The following is a 19891-nucleotide window of genomic DNA, read 5'->3' as shown; positions in this document are numbered from 1 at the left end:
GATAAAAGGGAGTGCCTGCAGGGGGCACTCCCTTTTTGCCGTTTCACGTTTCTTAATAGGTCGTCACATTGCCCTTGTACATGTTCCCCGCCGGATTCCTGACATTGTCGTGCGCCTTGGCCTCTGTCCCTTGAGAAGCGTTAATGACATAAGCCGAAGATTGATCCAGGTTGACGGTATTGCCCGAGAAATCATTGTTCACGCCCCAGCCCGCCACAATCTGATGAAGCTGAAAAGCGTCGGTTATCACGGTGTTGCCGTTTCTCCATCCCGTGTTGTTGCGGATAACGGCATTGTTCCCTTTGACGTCGATAAAGCTGTCCGCGTAGTTTTCGCCGCTGATGCCCGTGCCGTTGAATATACAGTTCTCGACAAGCGTTCCGCTCGTTCTTTCCTTGATGTCGATATGCTCGGCAGTCACATTGGGCCCGATGCGCACGCCCCGGATAATCGTATCGTTTACGGTCTGGTTGTAGCTGGCTCCTTCGGCGGACCCTACGTATACGCCTTCTCCGAATCCTTTATTTACGGTACCCGTGTCGTGAATATACGAATTTTCGAGAATGCCCCGCGAGCTTCCGTCACGGAAGTGCACGCCTTCATAGCCGATGCCGTACACTTCGACCCCGGAAATTAGCGTATCGTTCGAATTGTCCAGAATAATGCCTTTCTGGGCGTTCGTAAACTTGAGATTTTTGATCACCCAGTTGTCGCCCGTAATTTTCAGGCAGTATCCGCCTCCCGCTGACGTGCCGGACAGGAGGGCCTGATTGGCCGGGTCCCGGCTTTCAATCGTAATCGGGTTCGCTTTAGTGCCATTGACGGCCGAGGAGAACGTCCCCTTGTACGTACCCGGAGCAAGCAGGATGCGGTCCCCGGGCAGCGCGTTTTTCAAGGCGTTCTGGAGGCACGAAACGGACGAACACGATACGGTGCGGAGCGAGCCAGCCGCCTGTTCTTCTATGCCGGCGGCTGCTTGATCCGCCAAAGCCCCGGATTCAAGGGGCGCGGCGGCATACATGGCGGGCGCAAACGCGGCGCCGAGCAGGGCGGCCGACAGCAGGCTTTTACGCAACAGCCTTTGCGGGGTTAACTTAGTCTTCATCACAATAGCCTCCTTTTAATTGCGCAAGTAAAATTAAAACGCTTTAATTTTCGGCGTTTCATACCCTTCTTTTCCCCGCCTCCCCTCTTCGATCTGCTTTCAGTATAGCACAGCGCCCCACTGGTACTGGATGGGTTTTCTTACGATATTTACATGATCTGCTCCGATTTATATACCTCCTCCCGAACCGGATCTTCACGGAGCGTGCCCTAGGGAACCGGCTTGCCTCTATATAAAAAAAGTCCCGCAGCGTATGCGGGACTTTCGGGAAAGCGCTCCGGCAGAGGAGCCTCAAGTAGCGGCCCAGGCCGGCTCAGCCTGTCCGGTTCGCGGTATTCCCACGGCTCTTCGCCAAAATTCTCCACTGGAGCGCAAGCAGAAGCAGCAGCACCGATCCGCTCACCGTAAAGGGCACGGACGGGCCGAACGCATCCCACAGCTTGCCCGAAACGATGGGACCCACAATCATGCCGAGCCCTTCGATAGTCAGGAAAAAGCCCCAGACGGCGCCTCTCTTCTCTTTGGGCACACAGGACGCGATCAGAGCATTCCAAGATGGAATGATAAGCGCATAGCCGATTCCGAGCAGTCCGACGACTACGTAAACGGCCGCAAGCTGCCTGATAAATCCGAGGGCCAACAGGGAGACCGAACTGAAAATAAGCCCGGCGGTCAGCAGTCCTTTGATGCCCTTGCGGTCCACGAGTTTTCCGACCGGAACGAGCAGGGCCACTGCCGCTCCTCCCCCGACAATGAGCAGCATGCTGTATTGACCCGGCGAAAGATGCAGAACTTCGCGGGCGTACAGCGTGAGGATGGGCGTCAGAACTCCCAGCGCGAACGTCTGGATGAACATCGCCGGAAACAGCAGCACGCTGACGTTCATTTCCCGCAGCGAGGCGCGGACTTCTCCGAAGTAAAGCTTCACGCGCTCCCCGAGCGGCTTCTTACCGGCGGCCGGCATGACAGCCGCAGCCGCAGCAGCCGTGCCTCCTCCGGCTGCGGTGACGGCCTCCCCGAGGGGATCGGCGCCCGCTTCCATCGCCGCGCCCGCCGGGAATGCGGCGCCGGCCGGAGCATGCCGGCTCTCTTCCCGCTTTTCCCCGTCTTCGCGAAGCAGCGGTTTGCGCGGCAGAAACAGGGCGATCAGGAGTACAACGCCCATGGAAATGAGCAGCAGCCGGTAAGCCGGACCGTAATTGGACCCGTGAATAAAGAAATTGATCACGACCGGCCCGAGGCCCGTACCGCTGAGCCATGCCATGTAGACCACGCTCATGATCGTTCCTTTCGCTTTGTCTCCCGCGACCTCGGTCGTTCCCGCAATGACGGCCGGCCACAATGGGGCCGTGCCGACCCCCAGCATGGCGCATGCCGCTACCATCCAGGCGTGATGCGTGAAGGTCGCCATGATCAGCACGGAACTCCCCGAGAGCAGAATGCCGATCAGCATGGACAACCGGTAGCCGGCTTTGTCGATCAGCCATCCGACCGGCGTGCGGAACACGTTGTCCCCGATGTACTGGGCGGCCAGAGACCAGCCTACGACGAATGCCGTCGCGCCCAGGACCGTTTTCATATAAACAGGAAGAATCGTCAGAAGGAGTGCCCCCTTCACGAATTCCACCACAAACATAATAACCAGCAGCTGTACGACAAAGGGCGCGGCCGCCCCCGCCTTGTTTTTCCAACCGGCCAGATTCATCACGCTATCTCCAGCCCCTTTCTTGCAGCGTTCTTTTGTTAGGTTTTCCCTACGATGGACAAACTATTTTCAAAAAATATACTTGCATGCCCGTCCGTTTTTGTTATACTCTATTTTGTTTGTTCAATCTCGTGATTCGTATCAGCGATTCGCAGAAATTCCACACAGAAGGGAAGGGTTGCCGGATGGATCAACATCGCACACCCCTATTCTCGGCCTTGCGCACGCATGCAGAGAAAAATCCGATCCAGTTCCATATTCCAGGTCACAAAAAAGGAGTCGGGATGGACCCTGAGTACCGGGAATTTCTCGGCGAAAACGCACTGTCCATCGATTTGATTAATATCGCGCCGCTGGATGACCTTCACCAGCCCACAGGCGTTATCGAAGAAGCCCAGAAACTCGCCGCGCAGGCTTTCGGCGCGGAACATACCTTCTTCTCCGTCCAGGGCACGAGCGGTGCTATCATGACCATGATCATGTCGGTAGCCGGTCAAGGAGACAAAATCATCGTACCGCGGAATGTGCATAAATCCGTAATGGCCGCTATCATTTTCGCCGGAATCAAACCGGTCTTCGTATCGCCCGCCCGTGACGCGAACCTCGGGATCGACCACGGAATTACAACCAAGTCCGTGCGCCGCGCTCTGGAGAAGCATCCGGACGCCAAAGGGGTCATGGTAATCAACCCTACCTACTACGGCGTATGTACGCACTTAAAAGAGATCGTCGAACTCGTTCACAGTTACGATATTCCCGTTCTGGTCGACGAGGCGCACGGAGTGCTTATCCATTTCCATGATAAACTTCCGATGTCCGCGATGGAAGCCGGTGCCGATATGGCGGCTACAAGCGTACATAAGCTCGGCGGCTCATTAACGCAAAGCTCCGTGCTGAATGTGCAGGGAAGCCGCGTAAACCCGAAGCGAATTCAGACGATCATGAGTATGATGACGACGACATCGACTTCTTATATCCTGCTCGCTTCACTGGATACCGCCCGCCGCCATCTGGCCCTGAACGGCCATGAACTGGCTGAGCGCACGATCGCCCTGGCCGAATATGCGCGGGAAGAAATCAACAAGATCCCCGGCCTGCACTCGTTCGGGGAAGAAATTCTCGGCACGGAAGCCACTTACGCTTACGACGCAACCAAAGTGACGATTCATATCCGTCATCTCGGACTGACCGGTTACGATGTGGAGAACTGGCTCAGAGACCGTTACAACATCGAGGTTGAGATGAGCGACATGTACAATATTCTTTGTCTTGTCACGCCGGGCGACACCTCCGATAACATCGACGTGCTTCTGCAGGCGCTGCGCGAATTGTCCGCCGAGCACTACACCGGCAATGCCGAGGACGATCTGATCGTGATTATCCCGGAAATACCGCAGCTTTCCCTGATCCCCCGCGACGCCTTCTACGGCGATACGGAAGTGGTTCCGCTCAAGGAATCGGCGGGAAGAATTATTGCCGAATTCATTTACGTATACCCGCCGGGTATTCCGATCCTGCTGCCGGGCGAAGTCATTTCGCAGGAAAACATCGACTACATCGTGGAACACGTAGAAGTCGGGCTGCCTGTTAAAGGACCGGAAGACCGCAGCTGCCAGTTCGTCAAAGTCATTGTGGAAACGCAGCCGATTTTCTAATTCTGCTCCAAGCAGCGCAAGATTGTCAAAATTGTCCACGGATGCTATGATGTGGGGGATTGCAGTTTTGGAGGTGCCAAGCAATGAGTCAAAGCGCATTTATCCGTTTTGTCACAGGCTCGACCATGACTTCCCCCACCCTGGACGAACTGAAGAGCCAGCTCGAGCATTATCGCGAGCAGCTTTCGAGAACCGGCGCCCAACTGAGCTGGGAGTACGATTCGGCCGGCTTTCCCTATACGGTGGAGACGAAACCCGAAGGGGAGGGCAAATGGTTCTATTTGAAAGGAACCACGCCCCGTTACCGCAGCATCGTGCTCGGTGTCGGAAGCGAAACGCAGGAAGACAGCCTTCAGCATTACGTCCAGATCGTTCTTCCGGATACCGCAACACATGGGGATAAGTCCAAAGCCAACGAACTCGGGAAATATTTGGCCCGCCACTGGAAGGCCCGACTGGACCTGTTCAACGGCCGTACGATGTACTTCAACCCCCGCAAATAACAATCTTTAACGAGAAATGCAGAAATCCCTTCTCCTTATACAGGAAAAGGGATTTTTTATCGTACGCACGCTTGCCGTACGTATGTATGCCGGATACGGAACCTATTCGCGGTTTTCTTCCGCGATAATCTGATTGTAGACCGCTACGACGCGTTCCCATTCAGCTTCATCTTCGATGTTCACCAGGTAGGCGTCATCGTTCTCTTCTTCTATACGGAAGATAACACCGTCCGCTTCGGGATCGTTTCTGTCCAGCAGTACCGCATACAGCTGATCCTGAGAGTCAAACGTGTACACCATGACCATTTCATGCTCTTTGCCTTCTTCGTCCGTTACAATAAACACGCTTTCTTCATGCTCATGGTCGTGATCGTGTCCGCAGCCGCAATCCTGATCATGTTCGTGTTTGTGATCGCTCATTGTAGAACCTCGTTTCGTTTTAAATTTGCATCTTTCGATGGTATCGTATCACGGAAAGCGAAGCAGGTCAAACGCCCGTCCGCATAGGTTTTTTCCTTATAAATCCATGCTTTGCAAATTGCCGGCAACCCGATTCAAAAGGAATCAATTGAGGTTAATGGGAATTACAGGATATACCAACTTCACGGGGATGTACCGTCTCTTCAGTAACCGTTTTCTCCAGAAACGCTATAACACGACGAGCATATTCTGCCGATTCTAAATGGTAAGAGCCCACATGAGGCGCTCCGGCCGTCCGCCAGAAATCGAACACATCGGGATGGCGCCTCCACATTTCTTCGGATGAGGCTTGGGGAATAGCGCGATCATCGCTGCTGTGTATAAAAAGAACGGGCCTCGGATAGATCGCTTCAACCGCCTTAACCGCATCGACTCCCTCGGGATCGATATTAAGCAGCGGCGGAAAAAGAAGCAAGATAAGCGGAGTAAACGGAATGTTCGGAAGACCCGACCATACCGGCAAATTGCTTTTCAAATATTTTTTGAGATGATGAAACGGACTGTCCGCCACCACCGCGGCAACCTTCTCATGTTCGGCCGCCGCCAGAAGGGAAGTCGTCGCTCCCATCGAAAACCCGATCAGACTTACGGCTTCATGCGGGTACGTTTCCGTTACCCAGTCGATGACGCCGAGGAGATCGTGCTTTTCGTAATAGCCGACGGAGGTCATGCTTCCCTGGGACATCCCGGAATTCCGGAAGTCGAACATAATCACACGGTAACCCGCTGTAATGAGATCCCGCGCTAACGCGAGTGACGGAAGCCCGCGTTCAAGCCGGTTTCCGGCGTATCCGTGGGACATAATGACGGTCATCGGGTTCTGCCTGACCGCCGTATCGGGAGGAGGAAGATGCCAGCCGCTGAGCAGAATGTCTCCCGTACGGCTGGCTATCTCCACCTCTTCGAAAACAAGCCCGTAATTCGCGGGCGAGTCGTCGACAGGCTGTCTTTTCGGATGCGTCAGCTGCCAGCCCACATAAGCGGCAATGCCAACCGAAGCAAGTAAACCGGCAATAAGGAGCAGAACGACGCCCCACACGATCCATATCAATGCGTTCACTCTCCGTACCCTATCTAGTCTGCAGCCTCAGTCGCCCGGCTTTATAAAATTCCGATCCTGCAGGAGGAGATCCCGTGCTCAAAACCATGAACCGATCACTTGACCTGGAAATCGAATACCTCAAAAGCGTCCTGACTTATATGGCCGCGCAATACAAATACGAATTGAATCATCCGCGCGTCGTCGAAGTCAGCCAGCAGTTGGACGGCCTCATCGTGGAACAAATGAAAAAACGGGCCGCCTCCTAACCTTATTCAGGCCGTAGAGCGGCTCGCCGGACTCAACTGTTCATCAGTTTGCGGTACTGCACGTACATGGCCACCCGCCAAGGAAGCAGCATTCCGAATGCCAGGATAAAGAACACGGAAGCCGTCTGGTACACCGTAACGTATTCCTCCACGTACGAATGAAGAAATAAACGGATGGCAAGCAGGACGACTAAAATGATTAAAAACGCTTTCGAACGATGAAGATACACATGATCGCCCTGCTTGGAAAATCCGGATGTCCGAATTAACGGATAGGCGAACACGACCGCTCCCACCGCAAAAGCGATTAATCCCCAGGTAACCGGTATTCGGGTCAACGGAGCGACAAACATAAGAAACCCCGTGCTCATGCCGATTGGCGGCATTAATATTTTCATCGCGTTTATAGGCCGCTTGGACGCTTTCATCCGGATGGCAATTACGAGAAGCGCCATACCGAGCGTTCCGAACAGGGAAATCGCGTGTAAATTCGAACCCAATGAGAAAGCCAACTCCTATCCCTTCCTTCCCTAACATCACTGCAGTTCTTTCATCCTTTATTATACCACTCCTTGGCTTCGGGAAGAAGCCGTTTTACTTGAATGTCGCATGGATTTGACAATTGAAAGCGGTTGAAATCCAACTTTTTCCGTGCTAGAGTGTGGGTAGTACGTCACTCTACAGATCGGAGGCTTATTCTGTGAGCTTGCAGCTGCAAATGATCGGAACCGGCAGTGCGTTTGCCAAGAAATATTATAACAACAATGCACTTTGGACTTGCAGCGGTTTTACTCTCCTGGTCGATGCCGGGAATACGGCACCGCGCGCTCTGCATGAGCTGAATATGAAGCCGGATGAACTGGACGCTGTCCTGATTACGCACCTGCACTCCGATCACGTCGGCGGGCTTGAAGAGCTGGCCCTGCAAATGCGTTACATATACGGCCGAAAGCTCAGACTGCTGCTGCCCGCCGCGCTGGAGGCCCCTGTCTGGGAACATACCTTGAAGGGCGGAATGGAGAACACCGGAGAAAATTTAAACCGCTTGGCGGATTATTTCGACGTCGAACTGCTCGAAGAAGGCAGGCCTTCTGAAATTCATACGGGATTCCGTATCGAAATTATCCGGACGCCTCATATCGCCGGCAAGCCCAGCTTCTCCCTATTCGTTAACGACACCATTTTCTACAGTGCCGATATGATTTTTCAGCCCGAGCTGATTTTAAACGAAGTCGTCGGGCAAAGAGACTGCCGCCATATTTTCCACGACTGCCAGTTGGAAGGGCCCGGCGTCGTTCACGCCGCGCTTGAAGAGCTGCTCACGCTCCCCGAATCGGTCCAATCCAGGATTCGGCTTATGCACTACGGGGACAATATGCCGGCTTTTGTCGGTAAAACGGGAAAAATGTCGTTTATCAAGCAGCATCAAATTTACACTTTATAAAGCCGCATCCGTTTTAAGAAACCAGGTGACCTGCCTGGTTTTCGTGTTTTTAACGAAGACAGGACTAAAGTACTAATCCAAAACTTTGGCCTTTCGCGCTTGTGAGCCCGGCCCCGTTCACTCGCTCCGCTGCGCGGCACGGCCTTTTTCAAGTGGGGTGGATTGTGTGATTTACAAATGGTTCGTTATCTTCTATGCCTCGGTCATCAGCATCGCTTCGTGGAAGCTCGGTCTGTCCGTTAGCGGATGGCTCCCGCTCAGCCTGCTGTTCCTCGCTGCCGCCGTCCTCGGCCTTAAGGGATCCTCCCTCACCTTTTCAGCCGTCAAACTGGTTCTGCTTACGCTGTTTCACTGGAGCAGCCAAACCGATTGGTGCTTCACCCTTTACTTGCTCCTGCTCGCCTCGGAAGTTTACGAGTCCAAGTCGCGGAAAACCGTCTGGATGCTCGTTACGCTCAATCTCGTCACCTTTGCCGTTATCGCGCTGATCACCGCTCCGGCCTTTTCCGTTTATCCGCCGCACTGGATGGTTCTTCTCTACTTAAGCAATTTCAGCATCTTTATGGGACTCGCTTTGACCGTATTCAACACATTTAGACAACGAGACAAATTAGCCGGGGAAAGAAATCAGTTGATGACCCATGACTCCTTGACCGGATTGCCCAATTTCGAAGCGTGCCACGCGATGCTCCATAACCTGGTCGACAAGGAGAGCCGGCTGCTGTTTATCCTGATTGACTGTACGGACCTGAAGGCGATGAACAAAACGCAGGGCTTTCAAGCGGGCAACCAGATCCTGAAGCAGATCGCGGTTCTGCTGAAAATCAAATTTTCACAGGCGGCTTTTATTTCCCGGTACGGGGGAGACGAGTTCGCGGTAGCTGTTACATATGAGGACAAAGACGCGATGCGGGCCTATGTGGATCAGCAGCTTGGATCCGAACTCCCCAAATTGACGGGGATTCAAATCACTTACGGTATCGCGGTGCTGCCCGATGACGCTTCTTCGAAGGACGATCTCGTGCTGGTTGCGGAAAACAGCCTGTTCAGCATGAAGCGGGAAATGTGGCTGAAGCGCGAGGAACATATGCTTCGCTCGGAAAAGCTTAGAATCGTCGGCGAACTCGCTTCCGGCATGGCGCATGAAATCAGGAATCCCCTGACCACAATTAAGGGGTTCCTCCAGATCTCGAAATCGAACGGGTACAACATCGAAAACTGGTACCCTTTGATCATGGACGAAATCAGCAGAATGAGCGAGCTGACCGCCGAATTTCTCCAGTTCTCCAAGCCTCACGCCGTACAGTTCAGAGTACTGTCGATGCAGGTTTGTATACAGCGCGTCATCTCGCTGACCTTATCCGAGATGTCCCGGCTGGGTCATGAAATCGTGTATGATCCTCCGGAAAAACCGCTGAATATTTGGATGGACCCGGATAAAATGGTGCAGCTGCTCATTAATCTCTTTAAAAACGCGTATGAATCTATGGAAGACAATAAAAAAATGGCGATCCGCCTATATGAGCGCGATCACCATGCTGTACTTGAAATCGAAGATCAGGGCAGCGGAATTCCTGCGGAACAGCTGGACCAGATCTTCAATCCCTTTTTCACGACCAAAGACAGCGGAACGGGACTGGGCCTGTCCATCTGCCATAAAATTGTGCAGGATCACAACGGTACGATCGAAGTGGAAAGTTTTATCGGCAGAGGCACGACGTTCATTATGACCTTTCCCCTTGCCGAACCGGAATCGACTCCCTGCTATCCGCTTAACCGGCGCAAGGACGCGGTGTGAGGTTTATAAAGGTTTAACCATTCTTACGTGAAGGATACCGGCGTCATCGAACGGCTCCCCGGGAATCGTTTCGTACCCGATTTTTTTGTAAAAAGGCTCGGCTTGGCACTGCGCATCCAGAACCGCTCCCGTATAGCCGAGTTCTTTGGCCTGGGCTTCCATCGCTTGCACGAGTACGGATCCGAGACCGGTTCCCCGGCTCGACTTGAGGACGGCGATACGCTGCAGTTTCGCCCGGTTTTCTTCATAAGGCTTCCACCTGGCAGCCGCGATCGCCTTCCCCCCTTCACGGATCAGAAAATGATGACCGCTTTGGTGAGAGGCGTCCAGCTCGTCTATTTCAAGTTCCAGCGGCACGTTCTGCTCATCAACGAAGACTTCTTTGCGGACGCTCAGACACTCTTTAAGTTGTTCGTCCGTCGTAACGCGAATAATTTCCATCTGCCCTTGTTCCCCTTTCGTCCAAACGATACGAGATATGATAACTTATCCGCGCACCCTTGTCCAGACGGAACGCCCCCGCTCGGCCGGAGTCTCCTATAGGCTCATCCGCTGTTACTCCAAACTTCCACTTCTGCGGATTCGTTTCTGACTCCCCGATATAGTATAATAGATCGTGAGAAATGATAAATTGCGCTTATTACGCAAAGGAGTATTATTCATGAATATTGCCTTTTTTCTTTTGCCCAAACTCGAAGTCATCACAACGACGATTGATGCCACACTGAGACAAACCTTGGAAAGAATGGAATATCACCGCTATACGGCGGTTCCCATCCTTACGGAGGATGGAAAATATATGGGAACAGTAACCGAGGGCGATCTCCTCTGGTTTTTGAAAAATTCTCCGGGTATCACGTTCGATAACGCCCATCGGCATACGCTCGAGGAAGTCCCCCTCCGGATGAGAAATAAACCGGTACACATTCATGCGAACATGGAAGATCTCATTGATCTTGCCAAGGTGCAGAACTTTGTACCGGTCGTGGATGACGCAGGTAATTTCATCGGAATTGTGCGCCGCAGTGACATTATCGAATACTGTGCCAAGCAAATGTTCCAGGCACCCGTTTAGCGGTAAGCTGCGGGATGAAGATGTTCGCGGCCTCTCCTTTCCGGAGAGGCTTTTTTGTATGAAGTCGGATATGTACTAAGACGGGGGGCGTTTGTAGGAAGGAAGGTGGTAGAGTAAGAAGGTTGAGGTCCGAATCCTGCTGACATCCCTGTTAAAGGGAAAGAGAGACAAACTCATCCGACGGCCTGTTCTCGTAACAAGGACGAAGGCTTTCCAGACGGTAAGCCGGCTGGTTTTCCGGTTCCTGCTGCCGCTCCTTGGTCAGCCAAGACTCCAAGGATTCGGTACCAAATCCAAGCTGCTTGCTCATGACTCGAATATCGATGTTTCTCATACTCCCTGCTCATCCTCTCTAATAGTCCGGTTCTTGCGGGTCAAGCCCCTGCAGTAAACAACACTATCATTACTTTATATGGACTTCCGACAACTGTAAATAAGTGTATCTTGTCGAATTCTCTAAAGAATGAATCAATGATTTTCCCATTTTTCAGGTAAAAAAAAAGCCGTTCTCACGGCTTTCACGCTATTGCATCGGTCCCGACGAACCCGATGAGGACTGGTTTTTTCCCACAAATTCACTGGTCCAGTCGATCATGCCGTTCATCAGATACAAGACCAGATTAACGACATCCTTCTCCGACAAGGACTGGTTCGTCTGTTCGGAAACGTATTGGGACGTTTTTCTCTCCAACTGTTCGACCATGTTTTTGATGACGTAGAGATCGTCCGCCATTTCAGAAACGGCGGCAGGGCTTCCGTTATTGCCGGAGCTTCCGTTATTGCCGGAATTCCCGTTTTGCTGCTGGGAAGAGCCTTGGGCTTGCTGATTTCCGCTGCCGGACGAAGAATCCTGCTGGTTTTGGCCGCCCTGGGACTGCTGCCTGTTACCGGAAGAAGCGCTGCGTCTGGTGGACTGGCTGCCTCCGGTTCCCGCTTGACCTTGACTCTGGTTTTGATTCTGACTTTGCTGCTGCCCGTCGTTCGTACTTTGGCCCGTTTCATACTGGCCGCCGCCCGAACTGTCCGAACCGCCCGAGCTATCGCCGGAGTTTTGAGATCCGCCGTTCATAATCATTTTTTTTAATTGTTCAAACTCCACAAGAAGCATATCGTTCTGCTTGGACAGATCGTCCATCTGCTGCTTGAGTTCCTGGGTCTTGATCATGCTTGCTTGCCTCCATCCAGCTTAATCGCCTATTTGCCTTCGGATATCGTGCCGCACGCGATGCGGTTACCCGAATTTCCGGCCGGATCGGACTTCATATCATCCTGCTTTTCATGGATGACCAGCGATGTTCCTCCCTGCTTTAACAACGAATTCGGCTTGTCCTTCTCCAGAGTAAAAGCTTCCGATACCGTATCCAGCTTGGCTTCTCCGTTTGCCTCCGCTTTCAAATTCGGCAGGTCACCCACGTGAGGCCCCTGGGGATTTTCCATCCCGTGCAAGTTGGAGTTCGGGTTAAAATGTCCCCCTGCCGTCTTGAAATCCGGCCCGGCGCAGACGCCGCTTTCATGAACATGGAGGCCATGTTCTCCGGGAGCAAGTTTCGTAGCCTGAACCTGGATGCGGACCCCTTTGTTCTCTTGGGTAAACCGTGCCGTGCCTATCACGCTTCCCTCTCCGTTCTTAAGCTCAATCTCGACTCCGGACGAAGATGACGGTGAAGCGGACGGTGTTGCGCCCGGCGAAGCGGAAGGCGCTGTTGCGGCGGTAGGCAGTGCTTCCGGGGTAACGGTGGAGTTCGGTCCCGCGTTTTTGTTGTTGCCGCTGCCGCAGCCGGTCATCGCCACTACGGCGGCTGCAGAGAGCAGCAGGGACAGAATTGGTTTTCGCATTATGAAACCTCCTGATCCGATAATTTAGGATATGCCAACATGTCTCTGCCTAAACGCGGCAGCTTCCTTTTTCTTACCCGGTTTATCTTCCGGATCAAACTAAGCTGGTAAAAAACAGGAAATTCGTCCTTATTCGGAAGTCCTATCGCTTTTCCGGGGCAGCACAAATAGGTCTCTCCGGTGTCGGATATTCTGACGCAACCTCCGGAGGACCTATTGTATGAAGTAAGCAGAGCCAAGACCGGAGGCTTATTTAAAAGCCATGGCGGCATGCACCGCTTTCTGCCATCCGCTGTACAACTGTTCGCTGCGCTGCTGCGGCATTTCCGGTTCAAACGTGCCCCCGACCGACCACTGCGCGGCGATTTCGGCGCAGTCTTTCCAGTACCCGACGGCCAGGCCCGCCAAGTAAGCGGCTCCGAGCGCGGTCGTTTCGTTGATAAGCGGCCTCTCGACCGGCACGCCCAGCATGTCGCTCTGGAACTGAAGCAGGAAGTCGTTGGACACGGCCCCGCCGTCCACGCGCAGCTTCTTCAGCTTCGTATGGGCGTCCGCCTCCATCGCCGCGAGCACATCCTTCGTCTGATAAGCTAGCGCTTCCAGAGTCGCCCGGATAAAATGTTCCTTGGTCGTGCCGCGCGTCAGCCCGAAAACCGCTCCTTTCACGTCGCTGTCCCAGTAGGGAGTTCCCAGCCCCACGAAAGCAGGGACCACGTAAACGCCGTCCGTCGATTCTACGCGCGCCGCGTACGTCTCGGTATCTTTGGCCGTCTTGATCATTCGCAGCCCGTCACGAAGCCACTGGATGGCCGATCCGGCAACGAATATGCTCCCTTCGAGAGCATATTGGACTTTGCCGTCCAATCCCCAGGCAATCGTCGTCAGCAGCCCGTGGCTGGATGTAACGGCCTGCTCTCCGGTATTCATAAGCATAAAACAGCCGGTGCCGTATGTATTTTTGGCCATGCCTTTGTCAAAACAGGCTTGCCCGAACAAAGCCGCTTGCTGGTCACCCGCGACGCCCGCTACCGGCACTTTCGCGCCGAAGAAATGGGATTCGCTCGTATGCGCGTATACTTCGGAGGAGGAACGAACTTCGGGCAGCATGCCCGCCGGAATCGTCAGAAGCTCCAGCAGCTCTTCGTCCCAGCGCAATTCGTGGATGTTAAACATCAGAGTCCGCGATGCGTTGGTATAATCCGTCACGTGGGCTTCTCCCACGGTCAGCCTCCAGATGAGCCACGTGTCGATCGTGCCGAAAAGCAGCTCTCCGCGTTCCGCCTTCTCCCTGGCACCCTCCACATGGTCGAGAATCCATTTCACCTTAGTCCCGGAAAAATAAGCGTCCAACAGAAGTCCCGTTTTATCGCGGAACTTCTGCTCCAGTCCACGCTGCTTAAGCTCGTCGCAAATTTGCTGGGTTTGTCTGGACTGCCAGACGATGGCATTATACACGGGCTCACCTGTTCTTTTATCCCAAACGACGGCGGTTTCGCGTTGGTTGGTGATGCCGATGCCCGCCACCTGCTCCGGCTTTACTCCGGATTCAATCAGACAGGTTGCGACGACGGCCAGAACCGAAGCCCAAATTTCGTTGGCGTTATGCTCGACCCATCCCGGCTGCGGGAAATACTGGGGGAATTCCTGCTGAGCGGTATGGACGATTTGACCTTCGTGATTAAACAGAATCGCCCGTGAACTTGTGGTCCCCTGATCGATGGACATAATATAAGATGACATAAGTCCGATCCTCCCTACCGCTGTCAGAACAGCCTTTTGTCGGCCTTCGGCCGCATCATTCGCAAAGCTGGGGAGACCTCCGGCCAAAAGCCGCAAAAAAAGAGATCCACGACAAACCAATCGGATTGCAATATCCGATGCTTCGTATGAATCTCCATAGTCTCCGTCACAGTTATTAACTTTCTTGTAGCATAACGCGGAATAAAAACGCTGTCAACATCCGGTCGACTTACCGGATTTTCTTAAACCGCCGGGAATGAATGAGGTTAGTCATGGAAAATCAAGCTCTCGTGCTTTGAAAAAATTCCACCCATTCGCCGTCCGGACCGTGAAAAAAGAAATAACGCGATCCGTTTGGCAGCGTTGTAATTTCCGTATCGATCATCACGACATCCGTCTTGCGGACACGTTCAAATTCCGCTTCGATATCGTCAACCGTAAAAGCCAGATGATGGACCCGGCCCTCTTCGGTTAAGCTTCCGCCGTATCCTTCGATTAACTCGACTTCCGTTTCGCCTTTTACATCGAAGCCAAGGAACGCCAGCTTCATCGCCCCGTTGGTCACGGTATCTTTCAGTTTCAACCCTACGACGGATTCGTAAAACGAAATCGATTTTTCCATATCGGCAACCATTACACCCACGTGTTCCAATTTTGTAACCGCCATCTCTTCTGCCCCTCTCGGTATAATAAACTTCTTTCTGTCCTTATTTTGGGACAAAACAAAAGACGAAGCAAGTTTTCCTCCTGATTTTCTTAGTTATTTTTACGCAGCGCAAAAAAACCGCTTCTTCATTTAAGCGGATTACATCATGAGCTATTTGATTTCCCGTTAAAAGTCCGTAAACATTAAAAAAAGCGCCCGGTGCGCTTCAATCGCCACCGCCGCCTCCCCCGTCTCCCCCTCCGGAACAATCGCTTCCTCCTCCGCTTCCGCTGTCGCAATCGGAACCGCCTCCCCAGAAACTCCAACCGGAATCCGTATAGCCGCTGCTGCCGGAATCGGAATAGTGGTGCTTGTTTTTACGATTCTTAGGCGGATTATAAGCGCTTGTGGCCAATCTAAGGACAATAAAGCCGATTACGATGATCCAGACTATCATTATCATGGTTTCTCACCCTTTCTCTTGTTCTTCCTTCTGTTTTCATTATAAAATGCCTTACCATTTATTGCAATAAAATTGTCAGAAAATTTGGATAATTAATTTGAGGTGGTTTAAATTAGCTTCGTAACGGTTAACTTAAAGAGACGAAACCGGCTGCCCGGCTTGTCACGGCGAAAAACCGTACGTCTATTTTATAGCGAAGGGAGTTATCTTACATGAACAAGCGATCGAACGATGATATCGGCATATATAATGAAACTTCGAATACAGCGGGCGGCATCAACACCCCTCCGGACCGCGAGGACAAAGCCGCAACCGATCCCGTGAGCGATATCGTGGAGGAGATTATGGACAATCTTTCCGGCGAGCATCCGACTGATCCTTCCTCCGACAAACCGGCGGATAAGCGATAACCGGCCGAGCTTTTGACTGACATGTCTTCACGGTTTTGAAAAAGCCCTCCAAGACCGTTTTAAAGCGGCAGGAGGGCTTTTGTGGATAAATGTATGAGCACGTTAAAATAGCTTTCTTTTAAATACACAGATCACTTCTTTGGAAGATCCTTGATGCTGGCTTGTGTCAAAGCAGGAAATCAATTCCCAGCCTTGAGCCCCCATTTCGTTCAGGTCCTGATCAAATTCGTCCAGGTCTAATTTTCCACCCACAAAAAAACCTTTTGTAAAAAATTTAAGCGTCTGGTATTCCCAGCGTTCCATCCTTCCTCTTCCCTTCTCTGTATAAATCGGGCCTAATCTTGACCGCCCTTCTCTGATTATAAAGGAACCGGAAAGTTCAGGAAACACTTCGTGCCCGTCAAATACGAATCCCCTGACCGGAGAGCCGCCTACTTTCTTTCGGACAACTGCCGGGACTGGGCCCGGTGTTATTTCTCCACCGCCAGTCTAAGTGATAGAAAAGCGAGTACGACGGTCAACGGCGTCATAAACAGCTTTTCCGGACCGGATATGGAAGCCAGATTGCCGGCCGTGTTCAGAACCATAAAAACGAACAGCAGCCACAGCCCTATTCGAGCCGTTCGTTTGAACCTGCCGGGCAGCAAATATCCCGTTTTTAAAGCGATTAAGGCGATAAATACGATCTGGATGACAACAGACACACTTTCCAGAGCAACAAGCTCGGATTCCCCGTTAATGCGCCCTCCCCAAATAAAATGAGAAGGGATGACTTTAAGCAGAATCAGAACATGCACCAAAAACATGCCCGTATTTAGTAGCACCAGGAGATTCCCTGCCAGCCGTGAGGAAATGATCCGTTTCATTTGATACCTCTCTCCCGGAAAGCTTTCGTCTTCTCGTGTGATTCAAATAACCGTCTAAAACGTTCACAACGTCTCCCAGTCGTTTGTCTTCTTCCATAAGCTTATTCTAGTTGTTTTATAAAAAGTTGTTGACAGTGTTTTAAATTCTTGATATTATACTACTTGTCACTAAGACAACTGAAGATTTTACAAACATGACTTGATAGCTCAGCTGGGAGAGCACCATCTTGACAGGGTGGGGGTCGTCGGTTCGAGCCCGGCTCAGGTCATACTAGAAAAACCCTTACTCTGTAAGGGTTTTTCGCCGTTTATGGGGTGTACACTTTTAGTCATTCCAATCCCGGAAATGCTGAATTGGGACGAAGCTGATACGAATTGCTTGCATTTTGGGTACATATGGCACTCAACCTTCAAACCACCGCCTGAATACATCCTTAGATATTTTGATACTCCTTCCCAACCTAACCATATGAAACGGTGGCGGCGACTGATTCAAAAATTCGTATGTTTGTTTCTCACCAATTTCAAGAATCTCCTACACATCCTTTGGTCTAATAGTCAAGGGAACATCATCCCAGTTTATAACTCTCATGTATATTAGCCTCCTATAAAATCGCTATCTACAAAACAGCCTCTGGTTTAACCACCTTGGAATCGCATGATAAAAGGCTCCCACGAAGGGAGCCTTATTTTTGTTTAGACAGTTATGTATCGATCTACCGGTTGTGCTTTTACAGTGGAAACTCGTTTTCGTGCTCGTAACCGTATAAAGGCGGAAGTGAAGACGGATGCGAACCAGATTAGAAACAGCGGCATAAATGCGGCCAAATGCACGACTAGGAAAAGGCCGGCTACCAACAAGGATAAGCTTTTTAACAACCGGCTTTGCAAACTGTCTCCGATCCGACACAACAAGGCGATAAACAAAGGACCGATCAACATCCCGAACCATCCGAAATTCGCGATAGCTTCTTCTAGCCAGCTTGTCGTCATACCGAAACCGAGATAGTCAGGCGGCATCATAAACATGGCGGATGTAAAGTAGACGGCGTAAGGCCAAGGCTTATCCGGCCACATGGAACGTGGTACAAAGAACGTTAGGTCAAAAAGCAGGCTTTGTCCACGATAGTCTAAGATTTTCATCGTCTGGGGATGCAGTTCCGCGTAGATGGTCATCTTTGTGCGGTCGTCGCGCCCAAAATCAACGCGGACATTCTTATAAATATCGTCACTATCCGTGATACCCATCTGTTCATAACGCAGCTCGTTTTGATAAAAATTTGAAAACCCAGCCATCAAGCTGACGGATAGAATGAGAGCACCCAGCAGCTTAAGCCCTTTGATCTTGCCCTTTTGGTAGTAAGCATAAACGATCAGCACGAGCGCCATGATAAAGACGGCCCTTTTGCCGTTAAGCCAAACCGCTAAAAAAAGCCAAGGCAGATAAGGGACAAAGCTAAATACTGTTAACCTGGGCCTTAACATGAGCAAGATGCCGACAGCCGCAACGCTGACTAAAGTACATAAACTGACGATTTTATTAAACTGTTCCGCCTCGGGGAAGTTTTCCATTTCCGCTATGATCGACCCATACTTAAGATAAAGTTCCGGGTGGGGGGAAAAGCAGGCAACCACGATGGGACTAATCATCAAGATTTGCAAAACGGCTATTAATAATTTGTGGGGCTTAGTGCTCGATTGTTCAATGTGGACTTTTTTAGCTCTGCCAAAAAGGTAAAAAACAAGTGGTACTACGCACATGTACAAACAGTAAATCAGGTTCGCATTTGAATCATTCGCGGCGATTCGCAGCCCCTTGTACCCGCCGTAGTGGGGACTACCCAGCGAGAGATCAAGAATGAGCGGGACGATAAAAAAGGTGTACCAGATAATCATAATAAACCAGACTGTACTTTTCGTGCCTTGTGATAGCTGCTTAATTGCCGCAATAAGCCATGCAGTTCCCCAAGCAATGGTTATAATTTTTACAAGATCAATCAAGCCCCGATTCCTCCCCTGAACTATATCGGACAAACAGATATTCAGCTCCCATTCCTAATACAGCAAGGATGCCAAAAGACAGAAAAATATCTCTTAAATATGGTGACACCAACACGACTGCAAGCGATACGACGAGCAATACAATATTAATTTTTGTTTTCATTTAAATCCGCCCCCTTGATACGTAATGTATCACGATTGATATTAAAATTGAATAAAATTTTGTCTATTATGTCAGTCAATTGACTTACATACAACATATATGCAACAGGATCGGCAACAACAAACGGCTAGTTAAAAAGTACAGCCAAGTCATAACCGCGCCAAATATAAATGAAGAGATAATGCAAGATGGCCCCTGTGCAAAATGTATAAGCCCAAAGATGAGACTTACGATAGCCCTGCAGGATAGGAAAGAAACTTGAAGGCAACGGTTTGTACGAATCAAGTCGGATGATTCTCCCAGAACATAAAGAAGCGATACAACGGCAGCTGAGAGACCTTAACAAGCGAACCAAGCCAGTGCTCGATGAACAGGAATGGGAGCTTATCACACGAGCTATGGCATATTCCTACACGGAGCAGCAGCAGATTACAGCAGTTCTGTTCGAGCCCGTTTTCGGAAATTGAGGCATCGGTTCGGGCCCGGCTCAGGTCATACTAGAAAAGCCCTTACTCTGTAAGGGTTTTTCGCCGTTTATCCGAATGAGCTTTGGAATAACACCGGCAATGCGCTTCCTTACATTTTCGAGAGTTGATTTACCAACCAATCCCCCTCACATTCGCCTACTCAGGATCAAGGAATTGCTCTTCGGTTTCGTAGCGCACTTTTTCCCCGACTACATCAGTCAATTTA

The 19891-nt window shown here is 51.3% G+C and carries 25 protein-coding genes and 1 tRNA gene; 9 read left to right on the top strand and 17 right to left on the bottom strand.

The window, feature by feature from the left end:
- Positions 1 to 52: 52 nt before the first annotated feature.
- Both PCH01S_RS20650 and PCH01S_RS20645 read right to left on the bottom strand, forming a co-directional pair.
- The gene (locus PCH01S_RS20650) at positions 53 to 1105 is read right to left on the bottom strand and encodes a right-handed parallel beta-helix repeat-containing protein (RefSeq protein ID WP_042232580.1); all 1053 of its coding nucleotides are present in this window, start codon (positions 1103 to 1105) and stop codon (positions 53 to 55) included.
- Between the two features lie 313 nt (positions 1106 to 1418).
- Positions 1419 to 2810, bottom strand: a complete 1392-nt coding sequence (locus PCH01S_RS20645) for an MFS transporter (protein WP_241688717.1) — start codon at positions 2808 to 2810, stop codon at positions 1419 to 1421.
- Positions 2811 to 2995: 185 nt separating this feature from the next.
- On the opposite strand from PCH01S_RS20645, the gene PCH01S_RS20640 reads away from it, so the two are divergent.
- A complete protein-coding gene (locus tag PCH01S_RS20640; protein ID WP_042232576.1) occupies positions 2996 to 4465 on the top strand; it encodes an aminotransferase class I/II-fold pyridoxal phosphate-dependent enzyme in 1470 nt (489 codons plus the stop codon).
- Positions 4466 to 4548: 83 nt separating this feature from the next.
- The gene (locus tag PCH01S_RS20635) at positions 4549 to 4968 is read left to right on the top strand and encodes a DUF1885 family protein (RefSeq protein WP_042232574.1); all 420 of its coding nucleotides are present in this window, start codon (positions 4549 to 4551) and stop codon (positions 4966 to 4968) included.
- Between the two features lie 102 nt (positions 4969 to 5070).
- Here the strand turns inward: PCH01S_RS20635 and PCH01S_RS20630 are convergent, their stop codons facing one another.
- Complete coding sequence (locus tag PCH01S_RS20630; RefSeq protein WP_042232572.1) at positions 5071 to 5388, bottom strand: DUF1292 domain-containing protein; 318 nt, start codon at positions 5386 to 5388, stop codon at positions 5071 to 5073.
- A 154-nt stretch (positions 5389 to 5542) separates the two neighbouring features.
- The gene (locus tag PCH01S_RS20625) at positions 5543 to 6508 is read right to left on the bottom strand and encodes an alpha/beta hydrolase (RefSeq protein WP_241688718.1); all 966 of its coding nucleotides are present in this window, start codon (positions 6506 to 6508) and stop codon (positions 5543 to 5545) included.
- A gap of 74 nt (positions 6509 to 6582) precedes the next feature.
- Here PCH01S_RS20625 and PCH01S_RS20620 point away from each other — a divergent pair, with 74 nt between their 5' ends.
- Complete coding sequence (locus tag PCH01S_RS20620) at positions 6583 to 6756, top strand: aspartyl-phosphate phosphatase Spo0E family protein (RefSeq protein ID WP_009671838.1); 174 nt, start codon at positions 6583 to 6585, stop codon at positions 6754 to 6756.
- 32 nt (positions 6757 to 6788) lie between these two features.
- On the opposite strand, the gene PCH01S_RS20615 is transcribed toward PCH01S_RS20620, so the two are convergent.
- Positions 6789 to 7256 (bottom strand): CcdC family protein, encoded by a 468-nt coding sequence (locus PCH01S_RS20615; RefSeq protein WP_042232568.1) that lies wholly within the window; start codon positions 7254 to 7256, stop codon positions 6789 to 6791.
- Between the two features lie 200 nt (positions 7257 to 7456).
- Here PCH01S_RS20615 and PCH01S_RS20610 point away from each other — a divergent pair, with 200 nt between their 5' ends.
- Together PCH01S_RS20610 and PCH01S_RS20605 are read left to right on the top strand one after the other, a co-directional pair.
- Positions 7457 to 8200, top strand: a complete 744-nt coding sequence (locus PCH01S_RS20610; protein ID WP_042232565.1) for an MBL fold metallo-hydrolase — start codon at positions 7457 to 7459, stop codon at positions 8198 to 8200.
- A 166-nt stretch (positions 8201 to 8366) separates the two neighbouring features.
- Positions 8367 to 9998, top strand: coding sequence for an ATP-binding protein (locus tag PCH01S_RS20605; RefSeq protein WP_042232564.1), 1632 nt, complete (start codon positions 8367 to 8369; stop codon positions 9996 to 9998).
- Between the two features lie 3 nt (positions 9999 to 10001).
- Here the strand turns inward: PCH01S_RS20605 and PCH01S_RS20600 are convergent, their stop codons facing one another.
- Complete coding sequence (locus tag PCH01S_RS20600; RefSeq protein WP_042232556.1) at positions 10002 to 10439, bottom strand: GNAT family N-acetyltransferase; 438 nt, start codon at positions 10437 to 10439, stop codon at positions 10002 to 10004.
- Between the two features lie 220 nt (positions 10440 to 10659).
- Here PCH01S_RS20600 and PCH01S_RS20595 point away from each other — a divergent pair, with 220 nt between their 5' ends.
- Entirely contained in the window at positions 10660 to 11073 is a 414-nt protein-coding gene (locus PCH01S_RS20595; protein ID WP_009671848.1) for a CBS domain-containing protein, read from the top strand.
- Positions 11074 to 11224: 151 nt separating this feature from the next.
- On the opposite strand, the gene PCH01S_RS20590 is transcribed toward PCH01S_RS20595, so the two are convergent.
- The 6 genes from PCH01S_RS20590 to PCH01S_RS20565 all read right to left on the bottom strand — a co-directional run bounded on the left by PCH01S_RS20590 (position 11225) and on the right by PCH01S_RS20565 (position 15758).
- A complete protein-coding gene (locus PCH01S_RS20590) occupies positions 11225 to 11407 on the bottom strand; it encodes a hypothetical protein (protein ID WP_042232554.1) in 183 nt (60 codons plus the stop codon).
- Positions 11408 to 11596: 189 nt separating this feature from the next.
- The gene (locus PCH01S_RS20585; protein WP_042232552.1) at positions 11597 to 12238 is read right to left on the bottom strand and encodes a hypothetical protein; all 642 of its coding nucleotides are present in this window, start codon (positions 12236 to 12238) and stop codon (positions 11597 to 11599) included.
- A 29-nt stretch (positions 12239 to 12267) separates the two neighbouring features.
- Positions 12268 to 12909, bottom strand: coding sequence for a superoxide dismutase family protein (locus PCH01S_RS20580; protein ID WP_042232550.1), 642 nt, complete (start codon positions 12907 to 12909; stop codon positions 12268 to 12270).
- Between the two features lie 249 nt (positions 12910 to 13158).
- Positions 13159 to 14649 carry a glycerol kinase GlpK gene (glpK, locus tag PCH01S_RS20575; protein WP_042232549.1) on the bottom strand — a complete coding sequence of 497 codons (1491 nt, stop codon included), beginning with the start codon at positions 14647 to 14649 and terminating at the stop codon, positions 13159 to 13161.
- 280 nt (positions 14650 to 14929) lie between these two features.
- Complete coding sequence (locus PCH01S_RS20570) at positions 14930 to 15316, bottom strand: VOC family protein (protein WP_042232547.1); 387 nt, start codon at positions 15314 to 15316, stop codon at positions 14930 to 14932.
- 205 nt (positions 15317 to 15521) lie between these two features.
- Positions 15522 to 15758, bottom strand: coding sequence for a hypothetical protein (locus PCH01S_RS20565; RefSeq protein ID WP_042232545.1), 237 nt, complete (start codon positions 15756 to 15758; stop codon positions 15522 to 15524).
- A 212-nt stretch (positions 15759 to 15970) separates the two neighbouring features.
- On the opposite strand from PCH01S_RS20565, the gene PCH01S_RS20560 reads away from it, so the two are divergent.
- Positions 15971 to 16168 (top strand): hypothetical protein, encoded by a 198-nt coding sequence (locus PCH01S_RS20560; protein WP_042232543.1) that lies wholly within the window; start codon positions 15971 to 15973, stop codon positions 16166 to 16168.
- Positions 16169 to 16270: 102 nt separating this feature from the next.
- On the opposite strand, the gene PCH01S_RS20555 is transcribed toward PCH01S_RS20560, so the two are convergent.
- The gene (locus PCH01S_RS20555) at positions 16271 to 16471 is read right to left on the bottom strand and encodes a DUF4177 domain-containing protein (protein WP_042232542.1); all 201 of its coding nucleotides are present in this window, start codon (positions 16469 to 16471) and stop codon (positions 16271 to 16273) included.
- Between the two features lie 167 nt (positions 16472 to 16638).
- A complete protein-coding gene (locus PCH01S_RS20550; protein WP_042232540.1) occupies positions 16639 to 17034 on the bottom strand; it encodes a hypothetical protein in 396 nt (131 codons plus the stop codon).
- Between the two features lie 196 nt (positions 17035 to 17230).
- On the opposite strand from PCH01S_RS20550, the gene PCH01S_RS20545 reads away from it, so the two are divergent.
- Positions 17231 to 17303: transfer RNA gene (locus PCH01S_RS20545), tRNA-Val, on the top strand.
- A 427-nt stretch (positions 17304 to 17730) separates the two neighbouring features.
- Here the strand turns inward: PCH01S_RS20545 and PCH01S_RS20540 are convergent.
- The 3 genes from PCH01S_RS20540 to PCH01S_RS31760 form a co-directional block, all read right to left on the bottom strand.
- Complete coding sequence (locus PCH01S_RS20540) at positions 17731 to 19035, bottom strand: hypothetical protein (RefSeq protein WP_042232537.1); 1305 nt, start codon at positions 19033 to 19035, stop codon at positions 17731 to 17733.
- Positions 19028 to 19198 (bottom strand): hypothetical protein, encoded by a 171-nt coding sequence (locus PCH01S_RS30605; protein ID WP_156972850.1) that lies wholly within the window; start codon positions 19196 to 19198, stop codon positions 19028 to 19030. The genes PCH01S_RS20540 and PCH01S_RS30605 overlap by 8 nt, the downstream gene beginning before the upstream one ends.
- A gap of 84 nt (positions 19199 to 19282) precedes the next feature.
- Complete coding sequence (locus tag PCH01S_RS31760) at positions 19283 to 19483, bottom strand: CPBP family intramembrane glutamic endopeptidase (RefSeq protein ID WP_164977150.1); 201 nt, start codon at positions 19481 to 19483, stop codon at positions 19283 to 19285.
- A gap of 5 nt (positions 19484 to 19488) precedes the next feature.
- On the opposite strand from PCH01S_RS31760, the gene PCH01S_RS20535 reads away from it, so the two are divergent.
- Entirely contained in the window at positions 19489 to 19665 is a 177-nt protein-coding gene (locus PCH01S_RS20535) for a YolD-like family protein (RefSeq protein WP_129112527.1), read from the top strand.
- The last annotated feature ends 226 nt before the right edge of the window (positions 19666 to 19891 follow it).

Origin of the sequence: Paenibacillus chitinolyticus NBRC 15660 (assembly GCF_000739915.1) — a bacterium.
GTDB lineage: Bacteria > Bacillota > Bacilli > Paenibacillales > NBRC-103111 > Paenibacillus_F > Paenibacillus_F chitinolyticus.
The sequence above is the reverse complement of the archived record's forward strand: the minus strand, read 5'-3'. Positions and strand labels throughout refer to the sequence as shown.

What these genes read in the sequence shown, in the direction of transcription:
- PCH01S_RS20650 (WP_042232580.1), bottom strand. Translation starts at nt 1,105, where the DNA reads ATGAAGACTAAGTTAACCCCGCAAAGGCTGTTGCGTAAAAGCCTGCTG.
- PCH01S_RS20645 (WP_241688717.1), bottom strand. Translation starts at nt 2,810, where the DNA reads ATGAATCTGGCCGGTTGGAAAAACAAGGCGGGGGCGGCCGCGCCCTTT.
- PCH01S_RS20640 (WP_042232576.1), top strand. Translation starts at nt 2,996, where the DNA reads ATGGATCAACATCGCACACCCCTATTCTCGGCCTTGCGCACGCATGCA.
- PCH01S_RS20635 (WP_042232574.1), top strand. Translation starts at nt 4,549, where the DNA reads ATGAGTCAAAGCGCATTTATCCGTTTTGTCACAGGCTCGACCATGACT.
- PCH01S_RS20630 (WP_042232572.1), bottom strand. Translation starts at nt 5,388, where the DNA reads ATGAGCGATCACAAACACGAACATGATCAGGATTGCGGCTGCGGACAC.
- PCH01S_RS20600 (WP_042232556.1), bottom strand. Translation starts at nt 10,439, where the DNA reads ATGGAAATTATTCGCGTTACGACGGACGAACAACTTAAAGAGTGTCTG.
- PCH01S_RS20595 (WP_009671848.1), top strand. Translation starts at nt 10,660, where the DNA reads ATGAATATTGCCTTTTTTCTTTTGCCCAAACTCGAAGTCATCACAACG.
- PCH01S_RS20590 (WP_042232554.1), bottom strand. Translation starts at nt 11,407, where the DNA reads ATGAGAAACATCGATATTCGAGTCATGAGCAAGCAGCTTGGATTTGGT.
- PCH01S_RS20585 (WP_042232552.1), bottom strand. Translation starts at nt 12,238, where the DNA reads ATGATCAAGACCCAGGAACTCAAGCAGCAGATGGACGATCTGTCCAAG.
- PCH01S_RS20580 (WP_042232550.1), bottom strand. Translation starts at nt 12,909, where the DNA reads ATGCGAAAACCAATTCTGTCCCTGCTGCTCTCTGCAGCCGCCGTAGTG.
- glpK (WP_042232549.1), bottom strand. Translation starts at nt 14,649, where the DNA reads ATGTCATCTTATATTATGTCCATCGATCAGGGGACCACAAGTTCACGG.
- PCH01S_RS20570 (WP_042232547.1), bottom strand. Translation starts at nt 15,316, where the DNA reads ATGGCGGTTACAAAATTGGAACACGTGGGTGTAATGGTTGCCGATATG.
- PCH01S_RS20565 (WP_042232545.1), bottom strand. Translation starts at nt 15,758, where the DNA reads ATGATAATGATAGTCTGGATCATCGTAATCGGCTTTATTGTCCTTAGA.
- PCH01S_RS20560 (WP_042232543.1), top strand. Translation starts at nt 15,971, where the DNA reads ATGAACAAGCGATCGAACGATGATATCGGCATATATAATGAAACTTCG.
- PCH01S_RS20555 (WP_042232542.1), bottom strand. Translation starts at nt 16,471, where the DNA reads ATGGAACGCTGGGAATACCAGACGCTTAAATTTTTTACAAAAGGTTTT.
- PCH01S_RS20550 (WP_042232540.1), bottom strand. Translation starts at nt 17,034, where the DNA reads ATGAAACGGATCATTTCCTCACGGCTGGCAGGGAATCTCCTGGTGCTA.
- PCH01S_RS30605 (WP_156972850.1), bottom strand. Translation starts at nt 19,198, where the DNA reads ATGAAAACAAAAATTAATATTGTATTGCTCGTCGTATCGCTTGCAGTC.
- PCH01S_RS20535 (WP_129112527.1), top strand. Translation starts at nt 19,489, where the DNA reads ATGATTCTCCCAGAACATAAAGAAGCGATACAACGGCAGCTGAGAGAC.